The organism is Anabaena sp. PCC 7108 (genome assembly GCF_000332135.1).
In the GTDB taxonomy this organism is placed as follows: domain Bacteria; phylum Cyanobacteriota; class Cyanobacteriia; order Cyanobacteriales; family Nostocaceae; genus Anabaena.
On the sequence record NZ_KB235896.1, the window covers coordinates 701,918 to 721,902 of the forward strand.

Annotated in this window: 16 protein-coding genes; 6 read left to right on the forward strand and 10 right to left on the reverse strand. The window is 39.8% G+C overall.

Annotated features, from left to right (window positions below; genetic code table 11):
- Positions 1–363 precede the first annotated feature (363 nt).
- From dnaJ to rsgA, 3 genes are read left to right on the forward strand one after another with little or no spacing between them, the layout of a single operon-like run.
- Positions 364–1,503: a molecular chaperone DnaJ gene (dnaJ, locus tag ANA7108_RS0103935; RefSeq protein ID WP_016949466.1), complete on the forward strand. Its 1,140-nt coding sequence runs from the start codon at positions 364–366 to the stop codon at positions 1,501–1,503.
- Positions 1,500–1,757, forward strand: coding sequence for a sulfurtransferase TusA family protein (locus ANA7108_RS0103940; RefSeq protein WP_016949467.1), 258 nt, complete (start codon positions 1,500–1,502; stop codon positions 1,755–1,757). The genes dnaJ and ANA7108_RS0103940 overlap by 4 nt, the downstream gene beginning before the upstream one ends.
- On the forward strand, positions 1,754–2,890 hold the full coding sequence (gene rsgA / locus ANA7108_RS0103945) for a small ribosomal subunit biogenesis GTPase RsgA (RefSeq protein ID WP_016949468.1): 1,137 nt from the start codon (positions 1,754–1,756) through the stop codon (positions 2,888–2,890). The genes ANA7108_RS0103940 and rsgA overlap by 4 nt, the downstream gene beginning before the upstream one ends.
- A gap of 189 nt (positions 2,891–3,079) precedes the next feature.
- On the opposite strand, the gene ANA7108_RS0103950 is transcribed toward rsgA, so the two are convergent.
- From ANA7108_RS0103950 to ANA7108_RS0103965, 4 genes are all read right to left on the reverse strand, one after another.
- A complete protein-coding gene (locus ANA7108_RS0103950; protein WP_016949469.1) occupies positions 3,080–4,147 on the reverse strand; it encodes a hypothetical protein in 1,068 nt (355 codons plus the stop codon).
- A 48-nt stretch (positions 4,148–4,195) separates the two neighbouring features.
- Entirely contained in the window at positions 4,196–5,524 is a 1,329-nt protein-coding gene (locus tag ANA7108_RS0103955) for an ATP-grasp domain-containing protein (RefSeq protein WP_016949470.1), read from the reverse strand.
- Positions 5,525–5,775: 251 nt separating this feature from the next.
- Positions 5,776–6,609, reverse strand: coding sequence for an O-methyltransferase (locus ANA7108_RS0103960; RefSeq protein ID WP_016949471.1), 834 nt, complete (start codon positions 6,607–6,609; stop codon positions 5,776–5,778).
- A gap of 18 nt (positions 6,610–6,627) precedes the next feature.
- Complete coding sequence (locus ANA7108_RS0103965; RefSeq protein WP_016949472.1) at positions 6,628–7,992, reverse strand: sedoheptulose 7-phosphate cyclase; 1,365 nt, start codon at positions 7,990–7,992, stop codon at positions 6,628–6,630.
- Between the two features lie 626 nt (positions 7,993–8,618).
- Here ANA7108_RS0103965 and ANA7108_RS0103975 point away from each other — a divergent pair.
- The gene (locus tag ANA7108_RS0103975; RefSeq protein ID WP_016949474.1) at positions 8,619–10,208 is read left to right on the forward strand and encodes a glycoside hydrolase family 57 protein; all 1,590 of its coding nucleotides are present in this window, start codon (positions 8,619–8,621) and stop codon (positions 10,206–10,208) included.
- A gap of 249 nt (positions 10,209–10,457) precedes the next feature.
- On the forward strand, positions 10,458–11,549 hold the full coding sequence (locus ANA7108_RS28100; RefSeq protein WP_016949475.1) for a hypothetical protein: 1,092 nt from the start codon (positions 10,458–10,460) through the stop codon (positions 11,547–11,549).
- Between the two features lie 336 nt (positions 11,550–11,885).
- On the opposite strand, the gene ANA7108_RS0103990 is transcribed toward ANA7108_RS28100, so the two are convergent.
- The 3 genes from ANA7108_RS0103990 to petC all read right to left on the reverse strand — a co-directional run bounded on the left by ANA7108_RS0103990 (position 11,886) and on the right by petC (position 14,137).
- A complete protein-coding gene (locus ANA7108_RS0103990) occupies positions 11,886–12,113 on the reverse strand; it encodes a photosystem II protein, Psb35-related (RefSeq protein WP_026103974.1) in 228 nt (75 codons plus the stop codon).
- A 200-nt stretch (positions 12,114–12,313) separates the two neighbouring features.
- Positions 12,314–13,315, reverse strand: coding sequence for a cytochrome f (gene petA / locus ANA7108_RS0103995; protein WP_026103975.1), 1,002 nt, complete (start codon positions 13,313–13,315; stop codon positions 12,314–12,316).
- A 282-nt stretch (positions 13,316–13,597) separates the two neighbouring features.
- Positions 13,598–14,137, reverse strand: coding sequence for a cytochrome b6-f complex iron-sulfur subunit (gene petC, locus ANA7108_RS0104000; protein WP_016949478.1), 540 nt, complete (start codon positions 14,135–14,137; stop codon positions 13,598–13,600).
- 331 nt (positions 14,138–14,468) lie between these two features.
- On the opposite strand from petC, the gene ANA7108_RS0104005 reads away from it, so the two are divergent.
- Positions 14,469–14,777 carry a DUF3067 family protein gene (locus ANA7108_RS0104005; protein ID WP_016949479.1) on the forward strand — a complete coding sequence of 103 codons (309 nt, stop codon included), beginning with the start codon at positions 14,469–14,471 and terminating at the stop codon, positions 14,775–14,777.
- Between the two features lie 33 nt (positions 14,778–14,810).
- Here ANA7108_RS0104005 and tatC read toward each other — a convergent pair whose 3' ends face one another.
- The 3 genes from tatC to ANA7108_RS0104025 all read right to left on the reverse strand — a co-directional run bounded on the left by tatC (position 14,811) and on the right by ANA7108_RS0104025 (position 19,849).
- The gene (gene tatC, locus ANA7108_RS0104010; RefSeq protein ID WP_016949480.1) at positions 14,811–15,605 is read right to left on the reverse strand and encodes a twin-arginine translocase subunit TatC; all 795 of its coding nucleotides are present in this window, start codon (positions 15,603–15,605) and stop codon (positions 14,811–14,813) included.
- A 483-nt stretch (positions 15,606–16,088) separates the two neighbouring features.
- Positions 16,089–18,278 carry a transglycosylase SLT domain-containing protein gene (locus ANA7108_RS0104015; protein ID WP_016949481.1) on the reverse strand — a complete coding sequence of 730 codons (2,190 nt, stop codon included), beginning with the start codon at positions 18,276–18,278 and terminating at the stop codon, positions 16,089–16,091.
- A gap of 311 nt (positions 18,279–18,589) precedes the next feature.
- Positions 18,590–19,849 carry an FAD-dependent hydroxylase gene (locus tag ANA7108_RS0104025; protein ID WP_016949483.1) on the reverse strand — a complete coding sequence of 420 codons (1,260 nt, stop codon included), beginning with the start codon at positions 19,847–19,849 and terminating at the stop codon, positions 18,590–18,592.
- Positions 19,850–19,985: the final 136 nt, after the last annotated feature.

Genomic DNA, 19,985 nt, shown 5'->3' on the forward strand with positions numbered 1-19,985 from the left:
TAGTCCCTCTAGTTGATAAGCGTAGTTTCTTCAATCTAAGTAGCACAATTGTGAAAGAGACAGTCGGTGACAGTGAAAATGGTGTAAACCCCAAGCACTGGTGCAAAAGCTGATCCTAAACAAAGAGTGTAGGACTGATTCAACCGTTGCCCATCAGGGTAATTTGGCTGAATTTGTTTATAATTTCTGTAACTTGTTTCGTTAATCTCGAAAGAAGCACCTGTTACTCAAGACCTTCTAGTAATTTTTGTTAAAGGTAAAAGGTAAAATCAATTATTAACAAAAATTAAGTGTTGTCTCTAGCCATTTACCTTCTGCCAACGCTACTTCTGATTTCTTACTTCTAACTTTTACCCTTGTTCTATGGCCCGCGACTATTATGAAATTCTAGGTGTCTCTCGTGATGCCGACAAAGAAGAAATTAAACAGGCTTATCGCCGTCAAGCCCGGAAGTATCACCCAGATGTGAACAAAGAACCGGGCGCGGAAGAAAGGTTTAAAGAAATCAACCGCGCTTATGAAGTGCTGTCTGAACCAGAAACCCGTGAGCGTTATAACCGTTTTGGTGAAGCTGGGGTGTCTGGTGCTGCTGCTGCTGGTGCTGGCTTCCAAGATATGGGGGATATGGGCGGTTTTGCCGATATCTTTGAAAGCATTTTCAGTGGCTTTGCTGGTGGAGGCATGGGTGGACCAACCCAACAGCAAAGACGGCGTAGTGGACCTGCACGGGGTGATGATTTACGGCTAGACCTGAAGTTAGATTTTCGGGAAGCGGTATTTGGTGGCGAAAAAGAAATCCGCATTTCTCATCTAGAAACTTGTGAGGTCTGTAGCGGTTCTGGTGCTAAACCAGGAACTCGTCCCCGGACTTGTGCAACGTGTAGCGGTTCTGGTCAGGTGCGACGGGTAACTAGAACTCCTTTTGGGAGTTTTACCCAAGTTTCTACTTGTCCAACTTGTAATGGTACAGGGGCAGTAGTTGAAGATAAATGTGATGCTTGTGACGGTAAAGGCGCAAATCAGGTCACGAAAAAGCTGAAAATCACTATTCCCGCTGGGGTGGATAATGGTACACGCTTGCGGATCTCTCAAGAAGGTGATTCTGGTCAACGAGGTGGTCCACCTGGAGATTTGTATGTTTACTTGTTTGTAAATGAGGATGAGGAATTTCAGCGCGATGGGATTAACGTGCTTTCGGAAATTAAACTCAGCTACCTACAAGCAATTTTAGGTTGTCGTTTAGAAGTGGATACAGTCGATGGTCTGGTGGAGTTAATTATTCCACCGGGAACTCAGCCGAATACAGTAATGAAGTTGGAAAATCGTGGTGTACCTCGGTTGGGAAATCCTGTAAGTCGTGGCGACCATATGCTAACAGTGTTGATTGATATTCCCACTAAAGTCACTCCAGAGGAAAGAGAACTTCTGGAAAAACTGGCTAAAATTAAGGGAGACAGGACTGGTAAAGGTGGTGGATTTTTTGAAAATCTGTTTAAGTCATGAGTGTATTTTCCTTGTTAACTCCTGATGTTCAACTAGATTTGCGTGGTACTCCTTGTCCCATAAATTTTGTGCGGACAAAACTTCGTTTGGAACAAATGACAAATGGAGGTTTATTGGAAGTCTGGTTAGATGCTGGAGAACCAATTGAACAGGTTCCTGATAGCTTGACTATGGCAGGTTATCAGGTGGAAAAAATTACGGACTGCTCTGGCTATTTTTCCTTGTTGGTACGCCGTCCGTCAACTACCGTATGAAAGGGGATACTGTTTCTACTAATGGACAGTTACTGGGTACGGTGTTAGCTGTACAGGCTAATTTTTATCGGGTGCAGTTGGATGAGGGAGTCAGGAGTCAGGAGTTAGAAACTATAGAAAGTTCTTCTTCACTGTCACCTGTTCCCTGTCAACTATCACCTTCTTCCCCAGTCCCCATTCTCCTCTGTACCCGCAGGACTCGGTTGAAAAAAATCGGCCAACAGGTGATGGTGGGCGATCGCGTAATTGTGGAAGAACCTGATTGGAGTGGGGGACGAGGTGCGATCGCTGATGTTCTCCCCCGCAATAGTGAGTTAGACAGACCTGCGATCGCTAATGTTAACCAAATTCTCTTGGTTTTTGCGGTCGCTGACCCACCTTTAGAACCTGTGCAATTGAGCCGATTTTTAATTAAGGCTGAGTCTACAGGTGTGGATGTATTGCTGTGTTTGAATAAATGTGATTTAGTTTCCCCAGAGGAAAAACAAGAAATTAGCGATCGCTTATTTAATTGGGGTTATCAACCAATTTTTATCAGTGTTCAAAATCAAATCAATATTAATCAAATTTCTGAATATTTAAATAATAAAATTACTGTGATTGCTGGTCCTTCCGGTGTGGGAAAATCCAGCTTAATTAATCTCATGATTCCTGATATTAACCTACGGGTTGGGGAAGTTTCCGGGAAGTTAGCCCGTGGTCGCCATACCACCCGTCATGTAGAATTATTTGAAATGCCTAAAGGTGGTTTATTGGCTGATACTCCTGGTTTTAATCAACCTGATTTAAATTGTAGTCCAGAAGAATTAATTTATTATTTCCCAGAAGCCAGAAAAAGATTAGAAGTTGCTAGTTGTCGTTTTAGTGATTGTTCGCATCGAGATGAACCAGATTGTGTTGTTGGTGATGACTGGGAAAGATATGCACATTATTTAGAATTTTTGGCAGATGCTACCATACATCAAACTTACTTAAAACAACAAACCGATCCTGAATCTACATTAAAGTTAATGAGTAAAGGTAAAGGTCAAAATCAATATGAACCTAAACTAGAAAGTAAAAAATATCGCCGTATTTCTCGTAAAACTCAATTACAGGATTTACAGGAGTTATATCGAGAAAGTGAAGATTGACAAATTCAAAATCAATTTTACAAAGCTAGGACTTACGCATTGACAAGATTCCTCAAATATGTAATATGAATTATATTTCTTGTAGGGTGCGTCAGACACGATATTTTCACAAAAAACAGATTCTCTCTATCTGACGCACCTTACTCAATAAGTGATTCCCAAAGGCGAAAACGACGCAATTTCGTTCATTCACATCATGGCAGATTCGTACAGTGCGTAAGTCCTAAAAGCTTTTTTATTGGACAAAGTTGCATTAATAGCAATTTCTAACAACTCATTGAGAGAAATTCCCGCTGCTTTGGACATAGATGAAATTACACTTTTAGGTGCAAAAGAACAATATAAACCAGCTTCTAAAAAATAAGGTTCTCCATTTGGATCAATGCGAAAATCAAATAAACTATAATGACGACATCCTAAAGCTTGATGACATTTTTTAGCTACTTCCTGCACTTTTTGGGTAATAGGATCATTAGTATCTACAATCCATGCTTTAATATTATCTTTGGCTGTTAAAAATAAGTTGCCATCATTTCCTAATTTTAGTTTATCAGCATAATCCCGCACGGGTTTAGTTTTTGAGTCTACTAAATATTCTTCTAGGGGTAAACTGACCAACTCCCCATTTTTAACAATTATTCCACATCTAACTTCTCGACCAAGTTCTATATATTCTTCTACTATCACTTCTTCTGCATATTCAAACGCATTTTTTAAAGCTGCATCATATTCTTTGATGTCTTTTACTAATGTCACTCCTAAAGAATTATCTGAACTTACAGGTTTAACAACTGCTGGAGGTTTAATAGTGGGAATGTCTCCAAGACGTAAAACCTCACCGTAAGGAACTTTTACCCCTGCTGAGGCTACAATGGCTTTAGCTTTCGCTTTATTCGCTGTTATAGCCATCACTTCTGGGGTATTACCTATATAGGGAATATTCAGCAAATCGAATAAAGCGCGGAAATGGGTCATCCCTGGAATACAAAACATTTGTGGTAACACCACATCAATGTTTTTTGTTATCACCAATCCCATAGCATCAGGTAAGGACATAGGTTTACTAGCTGCAATATTTTCAGGACTGAGGGAAGTGGGAAATCTCCACTGATGATCGGGTGTGATATATGCAATGTGAATATTATAGTTTGATTTTTCTATTGCTGTTAAAGAATCTTGAGCATAAAGACGTGATAAATTACAGTAAAAATCACTTTCAGCAGAACCAGTTAAATAAAGAATATCAAGTTTTGACATGGTTTTTTAGAAGTTCCAAATTTCAGAAATTTTGAAATTACGAGTTATTTAGTCACCACCAATTTCCACCAATTTACCAATATTGAAATCTATTTTTACCCAACCTTTTAATTTTCCAAGATTTTGCAGTAACAATAAGGTAATTTGCCAATGATGAACCATCAAAAATGGTAAAGGATCATCTTTTTCTAACATTGCATCTTTACCTTTAATAACTTTATTCACCCAATTTATTAAATCATTAAAAGACCTAATTCCTGTCAATCTCCATAGTTCATGATATAACCAATAAGTTGGTTTACTTGTTGGTAAAGGTTCTATATGGGTTTGATTTTCACTATCTTTTAAATAAGCATCTGCTAACCCCGGATGATTGTAAAACATAGTAATTGCGGTGTGAGTGCGAGGGTTACATTCTATCGGGTAAACTTTACCATCTGCGGTTTGCATAAAGTCAAAAGAAATTTGTCCAGTTAAATTTAATGATTTCACAAAATGCTGCACCCATTTAAATATTTCTGGGTTATCAACCTGTTCATAATTAATTTGAAAAGGAGAAGATTGAGAACAGCAATGTAAACGAATTTCTCCATTTCTAACCGTGCTGTGGGTACAATATTCCTGTCCGGTAATAAATTCCTGCATTATCCAAGGTCTTTCTTCACTAATTGGTAAGTTTTTGACATAATCTTCCATTCCTGTAAATGGTAATTTTGTCATATCTAACCTAGTTACAGAATCATATTTAATGCTTTTTAGTATATAGGGATTTTGTTCCTGTGAAAAATCAAAGTTGATAATTTCTTCTGGGGAATTAATAAAAAATGCCTTTGGTGCTGTTAAACCTAAAACCCTTGCTTGTTCACACAAACTAAATTTATCATCTAATATTTTGGTTATCTCAGCATCAAAGTGAAATACTTCACAATGCGGAGATAAGATTGGTTTTGCTAAGGAATCATAATAACTTGCTACGGGACTAGAAACGGGAATAAATACATCTATACTTTCTTGTTTGACTATATTTAATAATCCTTGAAAATAGCCTTCTGGATCTTTTTCTGGTGCAGGTACTGTGAAGAATTTTGTCACTGCATTAGAAAATTGATGTCCTGACAACCAATATTTATGACTTTCTACCATAAATACTTTATGTCCAGCACGATGAAAAGAACGCGCTAGTTGTAAAGATTTGGTCATTTTTCCTCCTGTTAAGAGGATGTTTTTGGGATTTTCACAAGTTACTTGTTTCTGGAAGGGAAGGGTAATGAAATTAATAATTAAGGAAATGAGGACAATAATCAAATTAATGGGAAAGACCAAGAAAAGTAAAAGCAGTGTTCCCAGAGTTTTAAATAGAGAAATAATCAAATTCATAAGTTTATGGAAATTAGAATTATGTAGGTTGGGTTGACGTAAGGAAACCCAACATTGTGTTGTGTAATGTTTGTTGAAACTTTATTTAGATTGCGATATCGTTTAACCCAACCGACAATTTTATTAGCTGAACTGTTAGGAAAATAATCGAATTCATAATTGTGTAGTAAGACTGAATAAAAACCAACATTGTGTAATGTTTGTAGGGTGTTGGGTTGCGCTGTCGCTTAACCCAACCTACAATTTTTTTGTTATTTACGTTTGATGATTGTTAGACCATCTCGTAAGGGTAAAATAACTTGTTCAACTCGTGCATCTTCCGCAACAAAGCGATTGAAATTAGCTATTGCTTCTCCGTTAGCTGTTCTTTTTTCTGGAGATAAATAAGGTTGTCCTTGCAAGAGGGTATTGTCAACACAAATAAATCCCTCTTCTGCTAAAAGACTGCTTTCTAAAAGTATATTGAAATAATCAACATACTCTTTTTTGTCAGCGTCAATAAAGACTAAATCAAAAGTTTCTCCTGCTGCTGCTAATTCTTTGAGTGTTTCTAAAGCAGGAGCAATTTTAACGGTGATTTTACTACCGTGGGGAGAAATTTGAAAACATTTTTTGGCAAACTCCGCAACATAATCATCTACTTCACAAGCGATAATATTACCATCTGCGGGTAATGCTTCTGCCATTGCTAAAGCAGAATATCCAGTAAACATTCCTATTTCTAGAATGCGTTTAGCTTTGGTCATGGACACAAACATTTTTAAAGTTTGTCCTTCAATGTGTCCAGAAAGCATTTCTTGTTCTAACTGACGGACTGTTTCCCCATCAGAAAATCTCTGACTCCAATCTTCAGCAGCAGTTTTTTGTGCTAAAGCTGCTAATTCTGGAGATTCATTTGTTGTGTGTTCATCCAAATAAGGATCAATTCCCGCTGCTAATTCATAGACTTTTTGGAGAGAAGCTGCAAGTTGAGAAGAGATATTTTCTTGCTTGGCTATTTTCAGAGTTGTTTCTAATTCCTCAACTAAAATACCCAAGGGAGTAACTGGTCTAGGAGTAATTGTTTTCACTAATGTTTCAGTCATTGTTATTATCTAAAACTCCTATTGCAAACCTAAATCACTAAGATACATTTCAATTCCTGCACCGTGATTTGGTAATGTGTTACATACGGTTTTATGTGCTTCTACAGCAGCTTGAAGTAATTCGGGTGGAACTTCTTGAATATAGTCACAATTACCAATACCATCTCTAGGAACGGGGGCCCATAGTCCACCATCTCCCCGCTTACGACGCATATTTTTTTGACCTTCTATCATCACATCCATATCTTCCAGAATGGGATGAAAAACTGTTAAACCCAAAGACTGACATAATGCGATAATGCGATCGCGATCTTCTGATTTTAACCAATTCATTTCTACTGCTAAAGTTGCACCAAAGGCCATCCCTGTGGTCACTGCGTGGCCGTGCATCATTTTCACCGCAGGTTCAAACCTTGGACTCCAGGTATGTCCATAAGCATGGGGACGGTCTTGATATGTTTCAAACATATTCGTTCCCTCATGTTTCATATAAGAAAACAATGCGCGATAAATAATCTCATCCGCAATTTCTGCTAACTCTTCATCTGCATCCAAAGTTGCAAAGTGAGTTTCTACTAACCGAGGTCCGTATTTTTCCAACAACTCAAATAAAACAATGTCATCGGTAATGGCCATTTTAATAATTTCTGCCATTCCGTTACGAATATGTCCAGTAGCTAAAGTACGGAAAAAGCTCCGATCAACTAAAGTTAATACAGGTGGATGATAAGCACCAATACTATTTTTGAATTGTTTCCCGTTGGTGCAGGTACGAGGTGATGGACCTGCGTCAATAGCTGCAACTACTGTTGTTCCCACCATAATGTAAGGGGTGCGACGGTGTTGCAAGGAACAAGCTAAACCAGCAACATCGCTAAGAACACCACCACCAATAATTAATACAGGTTCATTGCGAGAAACATCACAACCATCTTTTCCTAAAAACCCTAAAATACGATGGACTGTTTCTGGGGTTTTATCTGTTTCCCAAGCCCGAAAAGCCATCATTTCTAATGGTATTTCATGAGCATTAAAATATTCACGAACTTGATCACCATACAATTCATTTACTGTCTGGTCAATCACTGCTACACAACGACCACGACTATTATATATGTTAGCTAAAATCTCATTTCCTGGCTGAAAAACTCCTTCTACTACTTTTACTTCTGACTTGAGAGTAAAAGTTGCTTCAACCTCAAAAGAACGACCATCTTTTTTGTGTGCTATTTCCCCTGAACCTTTGTACCACTGTGATGTGAGATATTTTTCCCCATGGGTCAGTTTAATGGTGTCTGTTTCTGTTTGACTAACAACTTTTTCTGAATCTACTAATAGTTTATCTGTGATTTCTGGGGTTGGTAGTATGCTTTGTGGAGTCATTTCAACTGGCCTTATTCTGATTATTTGTATTTCTGACAATGGAATAAAAAAAGTTCTGTTCTTGGCAAAAATTGATTTGAACAGGTCTTTTTTTTGCAAAAGATTCAACAAAATTACTTAGATGAACCGATGTTTGAAAGTTAACAGGATCATCTTTGCCAACCAGTCGGCTGGATAGCATATTTACTATTACCGTCACTATTAATGTAACAAAACATTAAGTTCTCTAATTTTGTGTGGTGGTTTATGAGTAAATTTTTAGATTTAGTTAATGTTCTTAACAAAGAGTAACACTCTGTTGTTGCTTATAGTTTATATAAACTTTATGTATTTATTAAATTAATCGAAAATCTTTTAACCTAAAGGAATGCTGTTATATTCAGTGATCTAAATACTTGTCAAAGAAAACATATTGTGGTATTCAAAATGAGTTTAAAAATAATAGAAGTAAGTATAATTACTTTGGATGCATTCATGATAACTATCTGCTACTAGATTTTTTATTTTGACAACACTTGTGAAGCCTGACTGATAAAACTTCCTTCACGATACCGATATCATCTTAAAATATTCTTAATTTCTGCCCAACTCTCGACCTTCAATTTACAAACCAACCCAGAACTATTATGGCTATAGGCTACGTCGCACTTGTACTTCATGCACATTTACCCTTCGTTCGTCACCCAGAAAGTGACTATGTGCTGGAGGAAGAATGGCTGTATGAAGCCATTACAGAAACATATATCCCTTTATTGAAAGTATTTGAAGGCTTAAAGCGAGACGGCATCGACTTTAAAATCACCATGAGTATGACACCTCCGCTGGTGTCTATGCTTCGTGATCCTCTGTTGCAAGAACGCTACGATGCACATCTATCCCAACTAGAAGAACTGATAGAACTGGAAGCCGAGCGAAATGTCCAAAATGGGCATATGCTTTATTTAGCTGAACATTACGCCACTGAGTTCAATGAAGCCCGTGAAGTTTGGGAAAAATACAATGGTGACTTAGTAACGGCTTTTAAAGGTTTCCAAGATACTAATAATCTGGAAATTATTACTTGCGGTGCTACTCACGGGTATTTACCGCTGATGAAAATGTATCCCCAGGCTGTGTGGTCGCAAATTAAAGTAGCTTGTGAACACTACGAAGAAACTTTTGGCCAAGCACCTAGAGGTATTTGGTTGCCCGAGTGTGCTTATTATGAAGGGTTAGAGCGAATGCTGGCGGATGCTGGTTTACGCTATTTTCTGACTGATGGACATGGTATCTTATACGCTCGTCCCCGTCCCCGTTTTGGCACTTATGCGCCAATTTTTACAGAACCTGGTGTAGCGGCTTTTGGTCGAGACCATGAATCGTCTCAACAAGTTTGGTCTTCTGAGGTGGGTTATCCTGGTGCGGCTGAATATCGGGAATTTTATAAAGATTTGGGCTGGGAAGCTGAATATGAATATATTAAGCCTTACATTATGCCCAATGGTCAGCGGAAAAATACGGGGATTAAGTATCATAAAATTACCGGACGCGGTTTAGGTCTTTCTGATAAGGCACTTTATGATCCTTACTGGGCAAGGGAAAAAGCAGCAGATCACGCTGCTAACTTCATGTATAATCGTGAAAGACAATCGGAGCATTTACACGGGATCATGGGTCGGCCACCAATTATTGTCTCTCCCTATGATGCGGAATTATTTGGTCACTGGTGGTATGAAGGTCCTTGGTTTATTGATTACCTGTTCCGCAAATCATGGTATGACCAAGGAACTTATGACATGACTCATTTGGCTGATTATTTGCGGGATAACCCTACACAACAAGTCTGTCGTCCGGCTCAGTCTAGTTGGGGTTACAAGGGTTTTCACGAGTATTGGTTAAATGAAACAAACGCGTGGGTTTACCCACATTTACATAAAGCTGCGGAGCGGATGATTGAAATTTCCCAGCTAGAACCAGAGGATGAGTTACAATGGAAGGCGTTAAACCAAGCGGCAAGAGAGTTATTATTAGCACAATCTTCTGACTGGGCGTTTATTATGCGGACGGGAACAATGGTTCCTTATGCGGTGAGAAGAACGCGATCGCACTTAATGCGGTTTAATAAACTATATGAAGATGTGAAAGTAGGTAAAGTTGATAGCGGTTGGTTGGAAAAAGTCGAGTTAATGGATAATATTTTCCCCAACATCAATTATCGCTCTTACCGACCAGTGTAGTCTCTGTGAGAATTAGGATTTACAGGATTTGAGGATGAATCAAGATCATCAAAAACATCTTCAATTTTGTGAATCCTGATCAGCTGCTACTGTACCAGTCAGTCGTGCAAAGTGCTGTAATTAAGTAGTAAGACAAAATTAATTACACAAAATTTAACCTACAACCTTTATTGAGCCTGAAATCTAATGTGTAAGTATTTTTGTCCGATTACTTAAGATTCATTTATTAATAATTGAGGGGCGAATGTAATGCAGCGAATTCAAAGTACAGTCTTTGGGCTTTTAATGCTCAGTGTTATTACATTCGGTATTGCTTGCGTTGATTTACGTGACGCTGGAAATAGTAATGCTATTCAACCAGATTCTCAAGCCATTTTGTTGCAGCGTGATCAGCAAAACCGTAAACGCAACAGTCAAGAGCAACAGAATCAGCAAGCTTCCGAAATTCAAAAGGTTTCCACTGGATTTGAGGTAGCACCACTATCAACCGATCCTGCTATTAATGATTGGCTAGACCCACACTATGTGGTTATTGATCAATCAGCCAACTTACGCAACAAATTGTTTGTTTTTTTTCCAGGCTCATTTGGTAACCCAAGCAGGCAGAAGTTGATTACCCAATTTGCAGCAAAACAGGGCTATCACGCTATTAACCTCAATTATCCTAACTCTTGGACAGTAGATAGATTGTGCCGTAAAAACTCTGCTCCAGACTGTTATGCTAAAGTGCGCCAGGAAATTATTGAGGGAAAAGATTACTCGCCTTTAGTAAATATCAGTCCTGCTAACTCGATTGAAAATCGAATGCTAAAGCTGTTGCAATATTTAAATCAGCAGTATCCCCAGCAAGGGTGGAGTCAGTATTTCAATAAGGATATGATCAAATGGGATCTGGTTGTCGTGTCAGGCCATTCTCAAGGAGGAGGGCATGCAGCCATGCTAGGTAAGCAACATCGAGTTGCCAGAGTAATTATGCTGGCTGCTCCCGCTGACTACAGTGTGGTTTCAAGTGTGGTTTCAGGACAAATAGCTTCTTGGCTGGCGGCTCCTGGACAAACACCACCAGAACGATATTACGGCTTTGCCCACATCAAAGATCCAGGGTATGCGAGAATTCAAAAGGCGTGGGAGTTATTGGGTATGGCGAATTATGGATCTGCTGTAAATGTAGATGGACAACAACCACCCTACAATTATTCTCATCGGTTGATAACTGCTTTGATTCCTTCTCGCCAAGGTAAGTACCATGGTAGTGTTGCTACAGATGGAACAACGCCAAGGCAATCAGATGGCACTCCTGTCTTTCAAAAGGTTTGGCAGTATTTAATTAGGGTTAGCTGAAAGGTGGTTGCCATGTCCATACATACTTCAGCACTAATCTTGTTAATTTACCTTCACGAAATATAAGTGGAGCAAATAGCAAATAGATTAAGCAAATTATATTCTTAATATAGCCGAAAAAATCTAGGTGTCAATATCAATGGCTGAAAAAACCAAAACTCGTCAAATTATTGACATCATTCTCAAAAATATTGAGAATAAAGTAGCTTATTGCGAAAAAACTTGACAAATCACTTTTTTAGTAAAAATCAGATTTAAAAAACTAATCACAACAAAACCCCCAGTTACGAAACTGAGGGTGATTTTTATGGACATTTGATCAACTGGCCTTTACTGCTATTGAGGTAAAGTGCGGCTGGTGTAAGCATCCATCACATAAGCTGGAGTGCGATCGCTGTAATCTATTTCCATACCTGTAATAGATTTTGCCAATTGTTCAAAAGATTCAGAACGCCAGTTACGTTCATGGATAGGCTTACTTTGTTCACCCATGAAGTAGGCCAAAGAACCAACAACTGAAACAGCTACCCAACCGACAACAAATAATGCAATTAAGATAGTCATCTTTAAACCTCGTGTTTTAACTTGTGTTTCTCTATGTAAATAAATATAACAAATATAAACAAAATTTGCAAACTGTTCATAAGGTGTGCTAACCGATGATATTGGTGGGGGATTCCACACTGTTCCCTCCTATCCACAAAAAAAGACAAAAAAAGACAGGTATAATTCCTGTCTGAGAATCAATTATTTAGCAAAGAAGTTTAGAAATTCATCTCAGCAGCTTGGACTTTTTCTACCTGCTTCTTCTTCAGTACCAACATTACTTGTGCTAACATCACCAAACAGATGAAAGCTACTAACCAGGTGACTCTAGAACTGTCTTGTAGCACTATTTCTGCATCTTTTTGACCGAAACCACCCACATTGGGGTTGCTGGTCAAAGCATCACCAGATGCAACTGTTTGTCCTTCAGAAACAATCAGGTCTGGACCTGCGGGAACTAGATCGTTAACAACTTCACCAGATTCAGGTTTGATGCTGATTACATACTTAACGTTACCGTCTTCATCTTCTTCTTTGGCAATCTTGCTAATTGTGCCAGCAGTGGAAGCGTTGTAAACGTTATTATTGCTCTTTTCACCAGTGGGGTAAATTTGTCCGCGTCCCCGGTTTCCACCGACATGAACGGAATATTTACCGAAGTTGATACTCTTGTCAGTTGCGGGGTTAGGAGAAAGAACAGGGAAGACAATTTCTTGATATTGTTCGCCGGGTAATGGTCCAACGATGACAATATTGTCTTTTTCTTCACCGTAGGGTTGGAAGTAAACATCGCCTACTTCTTCCTTTAGTTCTTCAGAAATACGGTCTTCAGGTGCAATTTTGAAGCCTTGAGGCAACATTAATACAGCACCGACATTTAAGCCGACTTTAGAACCATCAGCACCTACTTGCTGGACGCTGGTATCGTAGGGAATTTTGACGATCGCTTTAAATACGGTGTCAGGTAATACCGATTGGGGTACTTCTATTTCTGTATTTTTTGCGGCTAGGTGACAGTTAGCGCAAACGATCCGCCCTGTAGGTTCACGGGGAGTTTCAGGATAGGCGGCTTGCGCCCAGAAGGGATAAGCAGCAGCGGTTTGGGGTAGGGCTAGATCGCTGGTGAAGAAAAAGGTTAGGGTGGCGATCGCTATCAGCAATGAGTTTACCATTGCTTTAGCAATGCAAGTTAACCTTGCAGGTGTACAGGCGTTTCTCATCTCTATAAAGTCATTTGTCAGTGGTCGTTGGTCATCCATCGGTCATTGGTGATTGGTGATTGGTGATTGGTGATTGGTGATTGGTGATTGGTGATTGGTCAAGAGTTGATTAAAAATTCTGGACTGTTGACTTTCAGACTAATAACTCAACACTCAACACTCAATACTCAATACTCAACACTCAATACTCAATACTCAACACTCAACACTCAATACTCAATACTCAATACTCAGCACTCAATACTCAATACTCAGCACTCGGTACTCGGTACTCGGTACTGTTTAAGACCACCAAGGAGCTTCTTTGGTGCGGAAGTCGGTTTCTGTCCAAGGGGTCAAAACGATTTGGTCGTCATTAACTGTGGTGTGAGCCAAAGCCAAAGATAGAGGTGCAGGCCCCCGAACAACTTTACCAGTTGCGTCGTACTGGGAACCATGACAAGGGCATTTAAACTTGTTCTCAGCTACGTTCCAGGGAACGACACAACCCAGGTGAGTACAGATGGCGTTGATACCATAATCCGCGATCGCTTCTTTGCTTTCTACGACAATATAAGTGGGGTCGCCTTTGAGTCCTTGAACTAGAGTGCGATCGCCTACATTATGGCTAGAAAGAAATTGACTAACTTTAACGCTGTTACCCAATTCATCTTTTGCTGTTGTACCACCACCAGCGCCACCACTGGCAGGGGGAATAAAGTAGTTGACTACGGGATATAATGCTCCCAGAGCCACCCCTGTCACAGTTCCAAAAGTGAGCAGGTTCATGAATTGACGACGACCCATATCAGGAACGTCTGCTGATTCAGAAAATTGAGCCATAATCTACGCGCAATTGTGTAATTTTTTTAACAGTTTGACAAGTTTACTACTACTTAAGCAATTCTTGCCTGAGTTGAAATGCTAACGCCCCCAGGGATGCCACACTTCTTTGTTGCAAGACCTGTCTAGCATCTTTTCTGTTAGCATTACATTTCTTTATATCCTTATCATACTGGAGTTACGGAACTTAACATCATAACTAAATGTAAAATCTAATTTAGAAAACCTCTGAATCCCATAGGGGAATAAGCTGTGATGTTTCCCAGAGATTCAACAGCCACAGCATGAGTATTGCAAATCCCAAATCCCAAATCCCAAATTTTGAATTGATATGACAGGAAAGGAATTACGTCAACTGTTGATTGATAAGTGGGGATACTCCTATGATGTCCAGTTTCGTCGGACACAGGGGAAGGTATTTCTACAAGTCATGTGGAAATATGTTGAACAAGCCTCATTCCCTTTAAGCGAGCCTGAGTACCAAGAGCATATTGACGGTATTGCTAATTATCTCCATGCTTTGGGAGGAACAATACAAGTACAAACTTTTATTGCCCAAACTAAAGAACGTCCTCGATTGGGTAAAGCGGTTAGTATTCCCTTAGATTTGGGCGATCGCACTTCCGAATGGATATTATGAAATAAAAATCAAGTATCAAGCCATTTGAATTGTTTATTTTCCCGTCAGTTTAACTAAACCAACTCCACCAAAATAAAGTCCTAAAACCGCCCCTGCTAAAAGACTTTGAGTGAGGGGATCTGTAGAAGGTGTCAGTACAGCACCCAAAATTACTGCTCCCATAATCACAAAACGCCACCCAGCCAGCATTTTTGCGGAAGAGACAATCCCTAAATTACCTAACAACAATTGAATAATGGGAATTTGAAATGCTAACCCAGTGCTGAATAACAATAACAGCACAAATTCAAAATATTTTTCAATTGACCATAGTTGTTCGACAACATCTGCACCGTAGCTGATAAAAAATTGTAAAGCTGCGGGAATAAGTAGCAAGTAAGCAAATACTAACCCGCCGACAAATAGCACACTAGAACCCAAAACCACAGGTGCTAACAAACGACGTTCTCGACGTGTTAGTCCGGGAAGTACGAATTGGATAATTTGGTAAAGAATGAAGGGACTAGCAAGCACCAAACCACTGTAACCCGCAACTTTAATGGAGACAAAGAAATATTCTCCTGGTGCTAGTTGCAGAAACTTGATCCCATGCGCTGGGACTTCTAGTAGCTGTACAAGAGGTTTAACGACGATAAAACAGCCAATAACACCCACTACTACAGCGATTAAAGAATAGAAAATCCGTTGCCGTAATTCTTCAAGATGGTCGAAAAATGACATTTCGACATCATCTGATAACTCATCCTGGGGATTAACTTCTGAATTTCCGTATCCTTCTGTATCTATATTGGGAGAATTGATAGTATCTACATCTGGTAAAGGTGTCATGAGTTAATTAATAGGCAACATTCCTTAACTATTTTATCTGTGAGAGCGACTTTGAGGGGAAGAGGAAGAGGACGCGGGGAGGGGGAGACGCGGGGACGCGGGGACGGGGAGAAGAGGAAGAGGAAGAGGAGGGGAAGAAGGGGACGCGGGGAGAAGAAGGGGACGGGGAGATTGATTTTTAGCCAGGAATTACGCAAAATATATCTCAAAGCCTCTTTTCTCTGTGAACTCTGTGCCTCTGTGGTTCGTTTTTCCGGTGTTGCATAATTGCGGGATGATTTGAGAATCGGCATCAATATATAATCACCGCGTCACCGCGTCACCCCCTCCCCGCGTCCTCTTCCCCGCGTCAGCCTCAATCATCCCCTTATTCAGCAACGCCGTTTTTCTATGAGGTGTGCGTAAGTCATATTAGCTTTGATTTTGCGATCGCTACGCTCACCGAAGGTATTGCACTATTGATGTGAAAACTGTTGTAATTGTTTACTGAGTTGGTAATTTGGGGTGTGTGGCTGAGTATTTAGCAACCACAGCCGAAATTTCTGGGTTATATAGTCGGAGATAATTCCAGTAATTACCAAAAACTTGCCTAACGTAATTTCTGGTTTCATCAAAAGGAATTTCTTCTACAAACTCATCTGGATCTTCTTTGGATATAGTTCGCAACCATTTGGCAACGTTACCTGGACCAGCATTATAACTAGCGATCGCTAACATGGAATTATTTCCATATTGCTGATGAGTGTGATCTAAATACCAAGTACCCAGCATAATGTTATCGTTCGGGTTTTCCAAATTAATGGTTTTCATATCAACATTAATTTGCGGGGCTATCCATGCTGCTGTACTGGGCATTACCTGCATTAAACCCGTTGCACCGACTATAGATTTAATTTTTGGCTGAAACCGCGACTCCTGACGCATCAGGGCTGTAACTAGCAGAGGATTCAGTTTACGTGTAGTTGACCATTTTTCAATTTCTTGGAGATAGGGAAAAGGATAACGAGCTTGCCAATAAATGATTTGTTGACTTAAAGCTGCATATTCGGCTTTTTCTGCGGGTATTTCCCGATCTTCCAATTTAGAAATCTTATCAATCCCGATGAGATTTTCGCCCTTGGCCAACAGCATCAACCCTTCGGTAAAGTCTTCGGCTACAGTAGGCTTATCTTTGTTCTGAAATTCTGTCTTCCACTGAAACCAAGCATCACGATCTTGACCTAATAAGTATAATTCCTTAAAAGTGTCAGAACCCGCTGTTGGTACAGGACGCTGATGTGGGACAACTTCCGGGTTCATCAGTCGCAGGTTATTAAAATTACCTACATCTAACCCCAAAATGCTTGCAGAGCGCCATGCGTAATAAGATTGGGGAAATTGGCTAAGTACATACTCATAAGCAGTACGAGCTTCCTGCTGTTTTCCTAGTGTAGTTGCCCATTTACCTACCCAAAAACTGGCTCTAGGAGCTAAAATGCTGTTAGGATTATTAGCAGCTATTGGTTGCGCCCATTGCCATGCACCTACATAATCTTGGGCTTTGGCTTTATTTAGGGCTGTTTTCCAGCGATATTCTGCCGCTTCATTAGAACTGCTATACTTACCTAAAAGTAATTTCCAAGTCGTATTAGCTGACTGGTTATCGTTGAGAGTTTCCAGTAATTTAGCTTTTTGTACGAGTGCTTTCGGTGCTTGTTGAGGAAATTTATTAATTATTTGGTCAAGATAAGGGATTGCGGCTTTTCCTGGGGCAATTTCTGCTAATCTCAACAGGGCTGTTCCTGTTTCTTCAGCGGTGGGGAATTGTTGCACCTGTTGTTTATAGAGAGGAACTGCTTTGTCTCGCTCTTTGTTTAACTGTAACCCTCTAGCGGTGCGGTAGAGACTGCGGGCTGTTTTGGGTGCTTTAGTATAAGCATTAGCCGCTTTGGTAAATTGATTATTGTCCCAATAAACTGAACCAATGAGTTCCCAATTTGCGGGTGTGAGTTGAGGCTGTTTCACTAATTGATCTAATATACCGACAATGCCCGGTTCATTGGCAGCGTATTTAGCTAAAATTAGTTGTAATTTGGGTTGATTGGGATTATCTTTTAAGCGTTTGCGGATAATTTCCCAGGTGAGGGGATGAGAAGGAAATTGTGCGATCGCTTGATCATGTAGTTTTGGTTGCCCAATCAAGTATATCGCCTTAACTGCGGCTGCTTCTTGGGGATAATCTTTTAGGACTTTTTGCCGCAAATCTGAAGCTTTACCCTTTTCACCCAGCATATCCTCTGCCTGAGCCTGTTTGAGCAGAATGTATGGTGCTAAAACCGGATAATCTTTTTCTAGTCCTTGTAGTAAAGCTAGTGCTTTTTCTCCTTGGTTGGTTTCCAGGTAATCGCTGGCCAAGAGATAACTAGCTCTTTTTTGATCTGGCGATTCGCTGCTTTGAGCAATTTCACTTAGTTTGGCGGCGCGTTCTGGTAAAGATTGAGATATTAAACTAAAGACAACAGACTTTGATTTATTCGTCTCAGATAATTGCTCAGGTTTACTCTGACTTACGTTTAACCATTTACTCAGGGTTTTCCCAGCTTGTGGGGCTGACACCATACCGCCGACTAAAAAGGCACATAGTCCTGCGCCAGCAATCAGATAAATTTGCTTGTTTTGTAGTTTCTTCAGCATGGATACCCGCTGTGGATGTAGCGTCTTCAGGAGAAAGTTTTGATCAATTTCTTGCAACTTTAACACTACTAGCGGGAAATGTTATCACTTTTGAGTCGCAAATTCAGAATTTGGGGAAAAAATCAAAAGCTTATTCAGGACTTACGCAACTGGCACATTGGTAGGGTGCGTCAGATATCAACAATCTGTTTATTTGCTGGATTTATGCAGTAGTAAAGCACCCTACAACAGATTTTTAGTGTGACACTTGCGTAAGTCCTATTATTGTTTAGGTTTTGGTATGGAAATGAAATCATACTTTACCAGTTTAGTTATCGTTTTGCTAATTCTGGAGTTTTCCCCTTTAACCCAATCATCAATTTGAGTGCAAATACTTTTAACATTGGTACTCGCTGCATCAACCATAAACCCAAACGCCGAATGATTACCACTGGTAGGAAGTTATTAGAAAATACTCGATCTAATAAATCTGTAAAACCTAAAATTGTGAGGTTTTCTTTTTTTCTCCAGCGCTCATATTTTTTGAGAATTTGGATATTACCAATATCTTCACCGACTTGGTGCGCTGTTTGGATAACTTCTGCTAAAGCTGCTGCGTCACGAATACCTAAATTTAAACCTTGTCCACCGACAGGATGACAGTTGTGTGCTGCATCTCCAACTAAAGCCAGACGGGGGAGGACATAGCGATCGCTCTGCATCAACTGTACCTGAAAAATAAAGCGATCGCCCAATAATTCCAATTTACCCATCTGCTCACCATAGCGTTTGGTGAGTTCAGCCAAAAATTCTTGATCATTTAAAGCACATAAAGCTTTGGCTTCTTCATGAGGTGCCGTCCACACAATACGGCAACGGTTCCCGGGTAAGGGTAAAATTGCAAAGGGACCACTAGCCCAAAACTTCTCATAAGCTGTATGATTATGGCATTTTTCTGGCTTGACAAAAGCCACAATACATGATTGCCAATATTTCCAGCCTTTAGTTTTAATTCCCGCAGCTTGACGAATTGGCGACTTTGAACCATCTGCTGCCACTAGCAACTTACTACGAATTGTCCGATTTTCACCATCAACTTTAATATTAACTGTAACTATATCTTTGTCATTTTGCGTATTTATCACTTCCGCTGGACAGAGATAAGTTACATTCGGACAATTCTGTACAAATTCCTGTAAAGGTTGTAACAGTGTATAATGTTCAGCTACATAACCTAATTCTGAAGTCCCTAAATCAGAAGTTTGGAATTTCACCACATCGGCATAGTCAGCATCAGATAGCCGCACTTTGTTATATTTAGCGACATTGGGGAGGATTTTGTCCCAAATACCAATTCCTTGGAAAATCCGGGCTGAAAGCATATGTACGGCGTAAGCTTGGCCTTTAGCGACTGCGGCTGATGTCACCTTAGCTTCAATTAGTAGCACACTTAAGCCAGAGTCTTTTAAAGCAGCAGCCAGGGTTAAGCCAACAATTCCACCACCAACAATTACCAAATCATAATCATATTGCTGTTGGTGTGTGGGTGTTTGGGGAGGAGGAAGGGTTTGAGTAAGCTGAGTCAGGGACATTGTTAAGAGAGATTACAGCGTTTTACTTATTATTTTTACGCAACTCCCCGAAGACAGCAAGTTAAAATAATTCGTAATTCGTAATTCGTAATTCGTAATTTGTAATTCGTAATAGGGCCTCCAGTCAGCTAGGGAT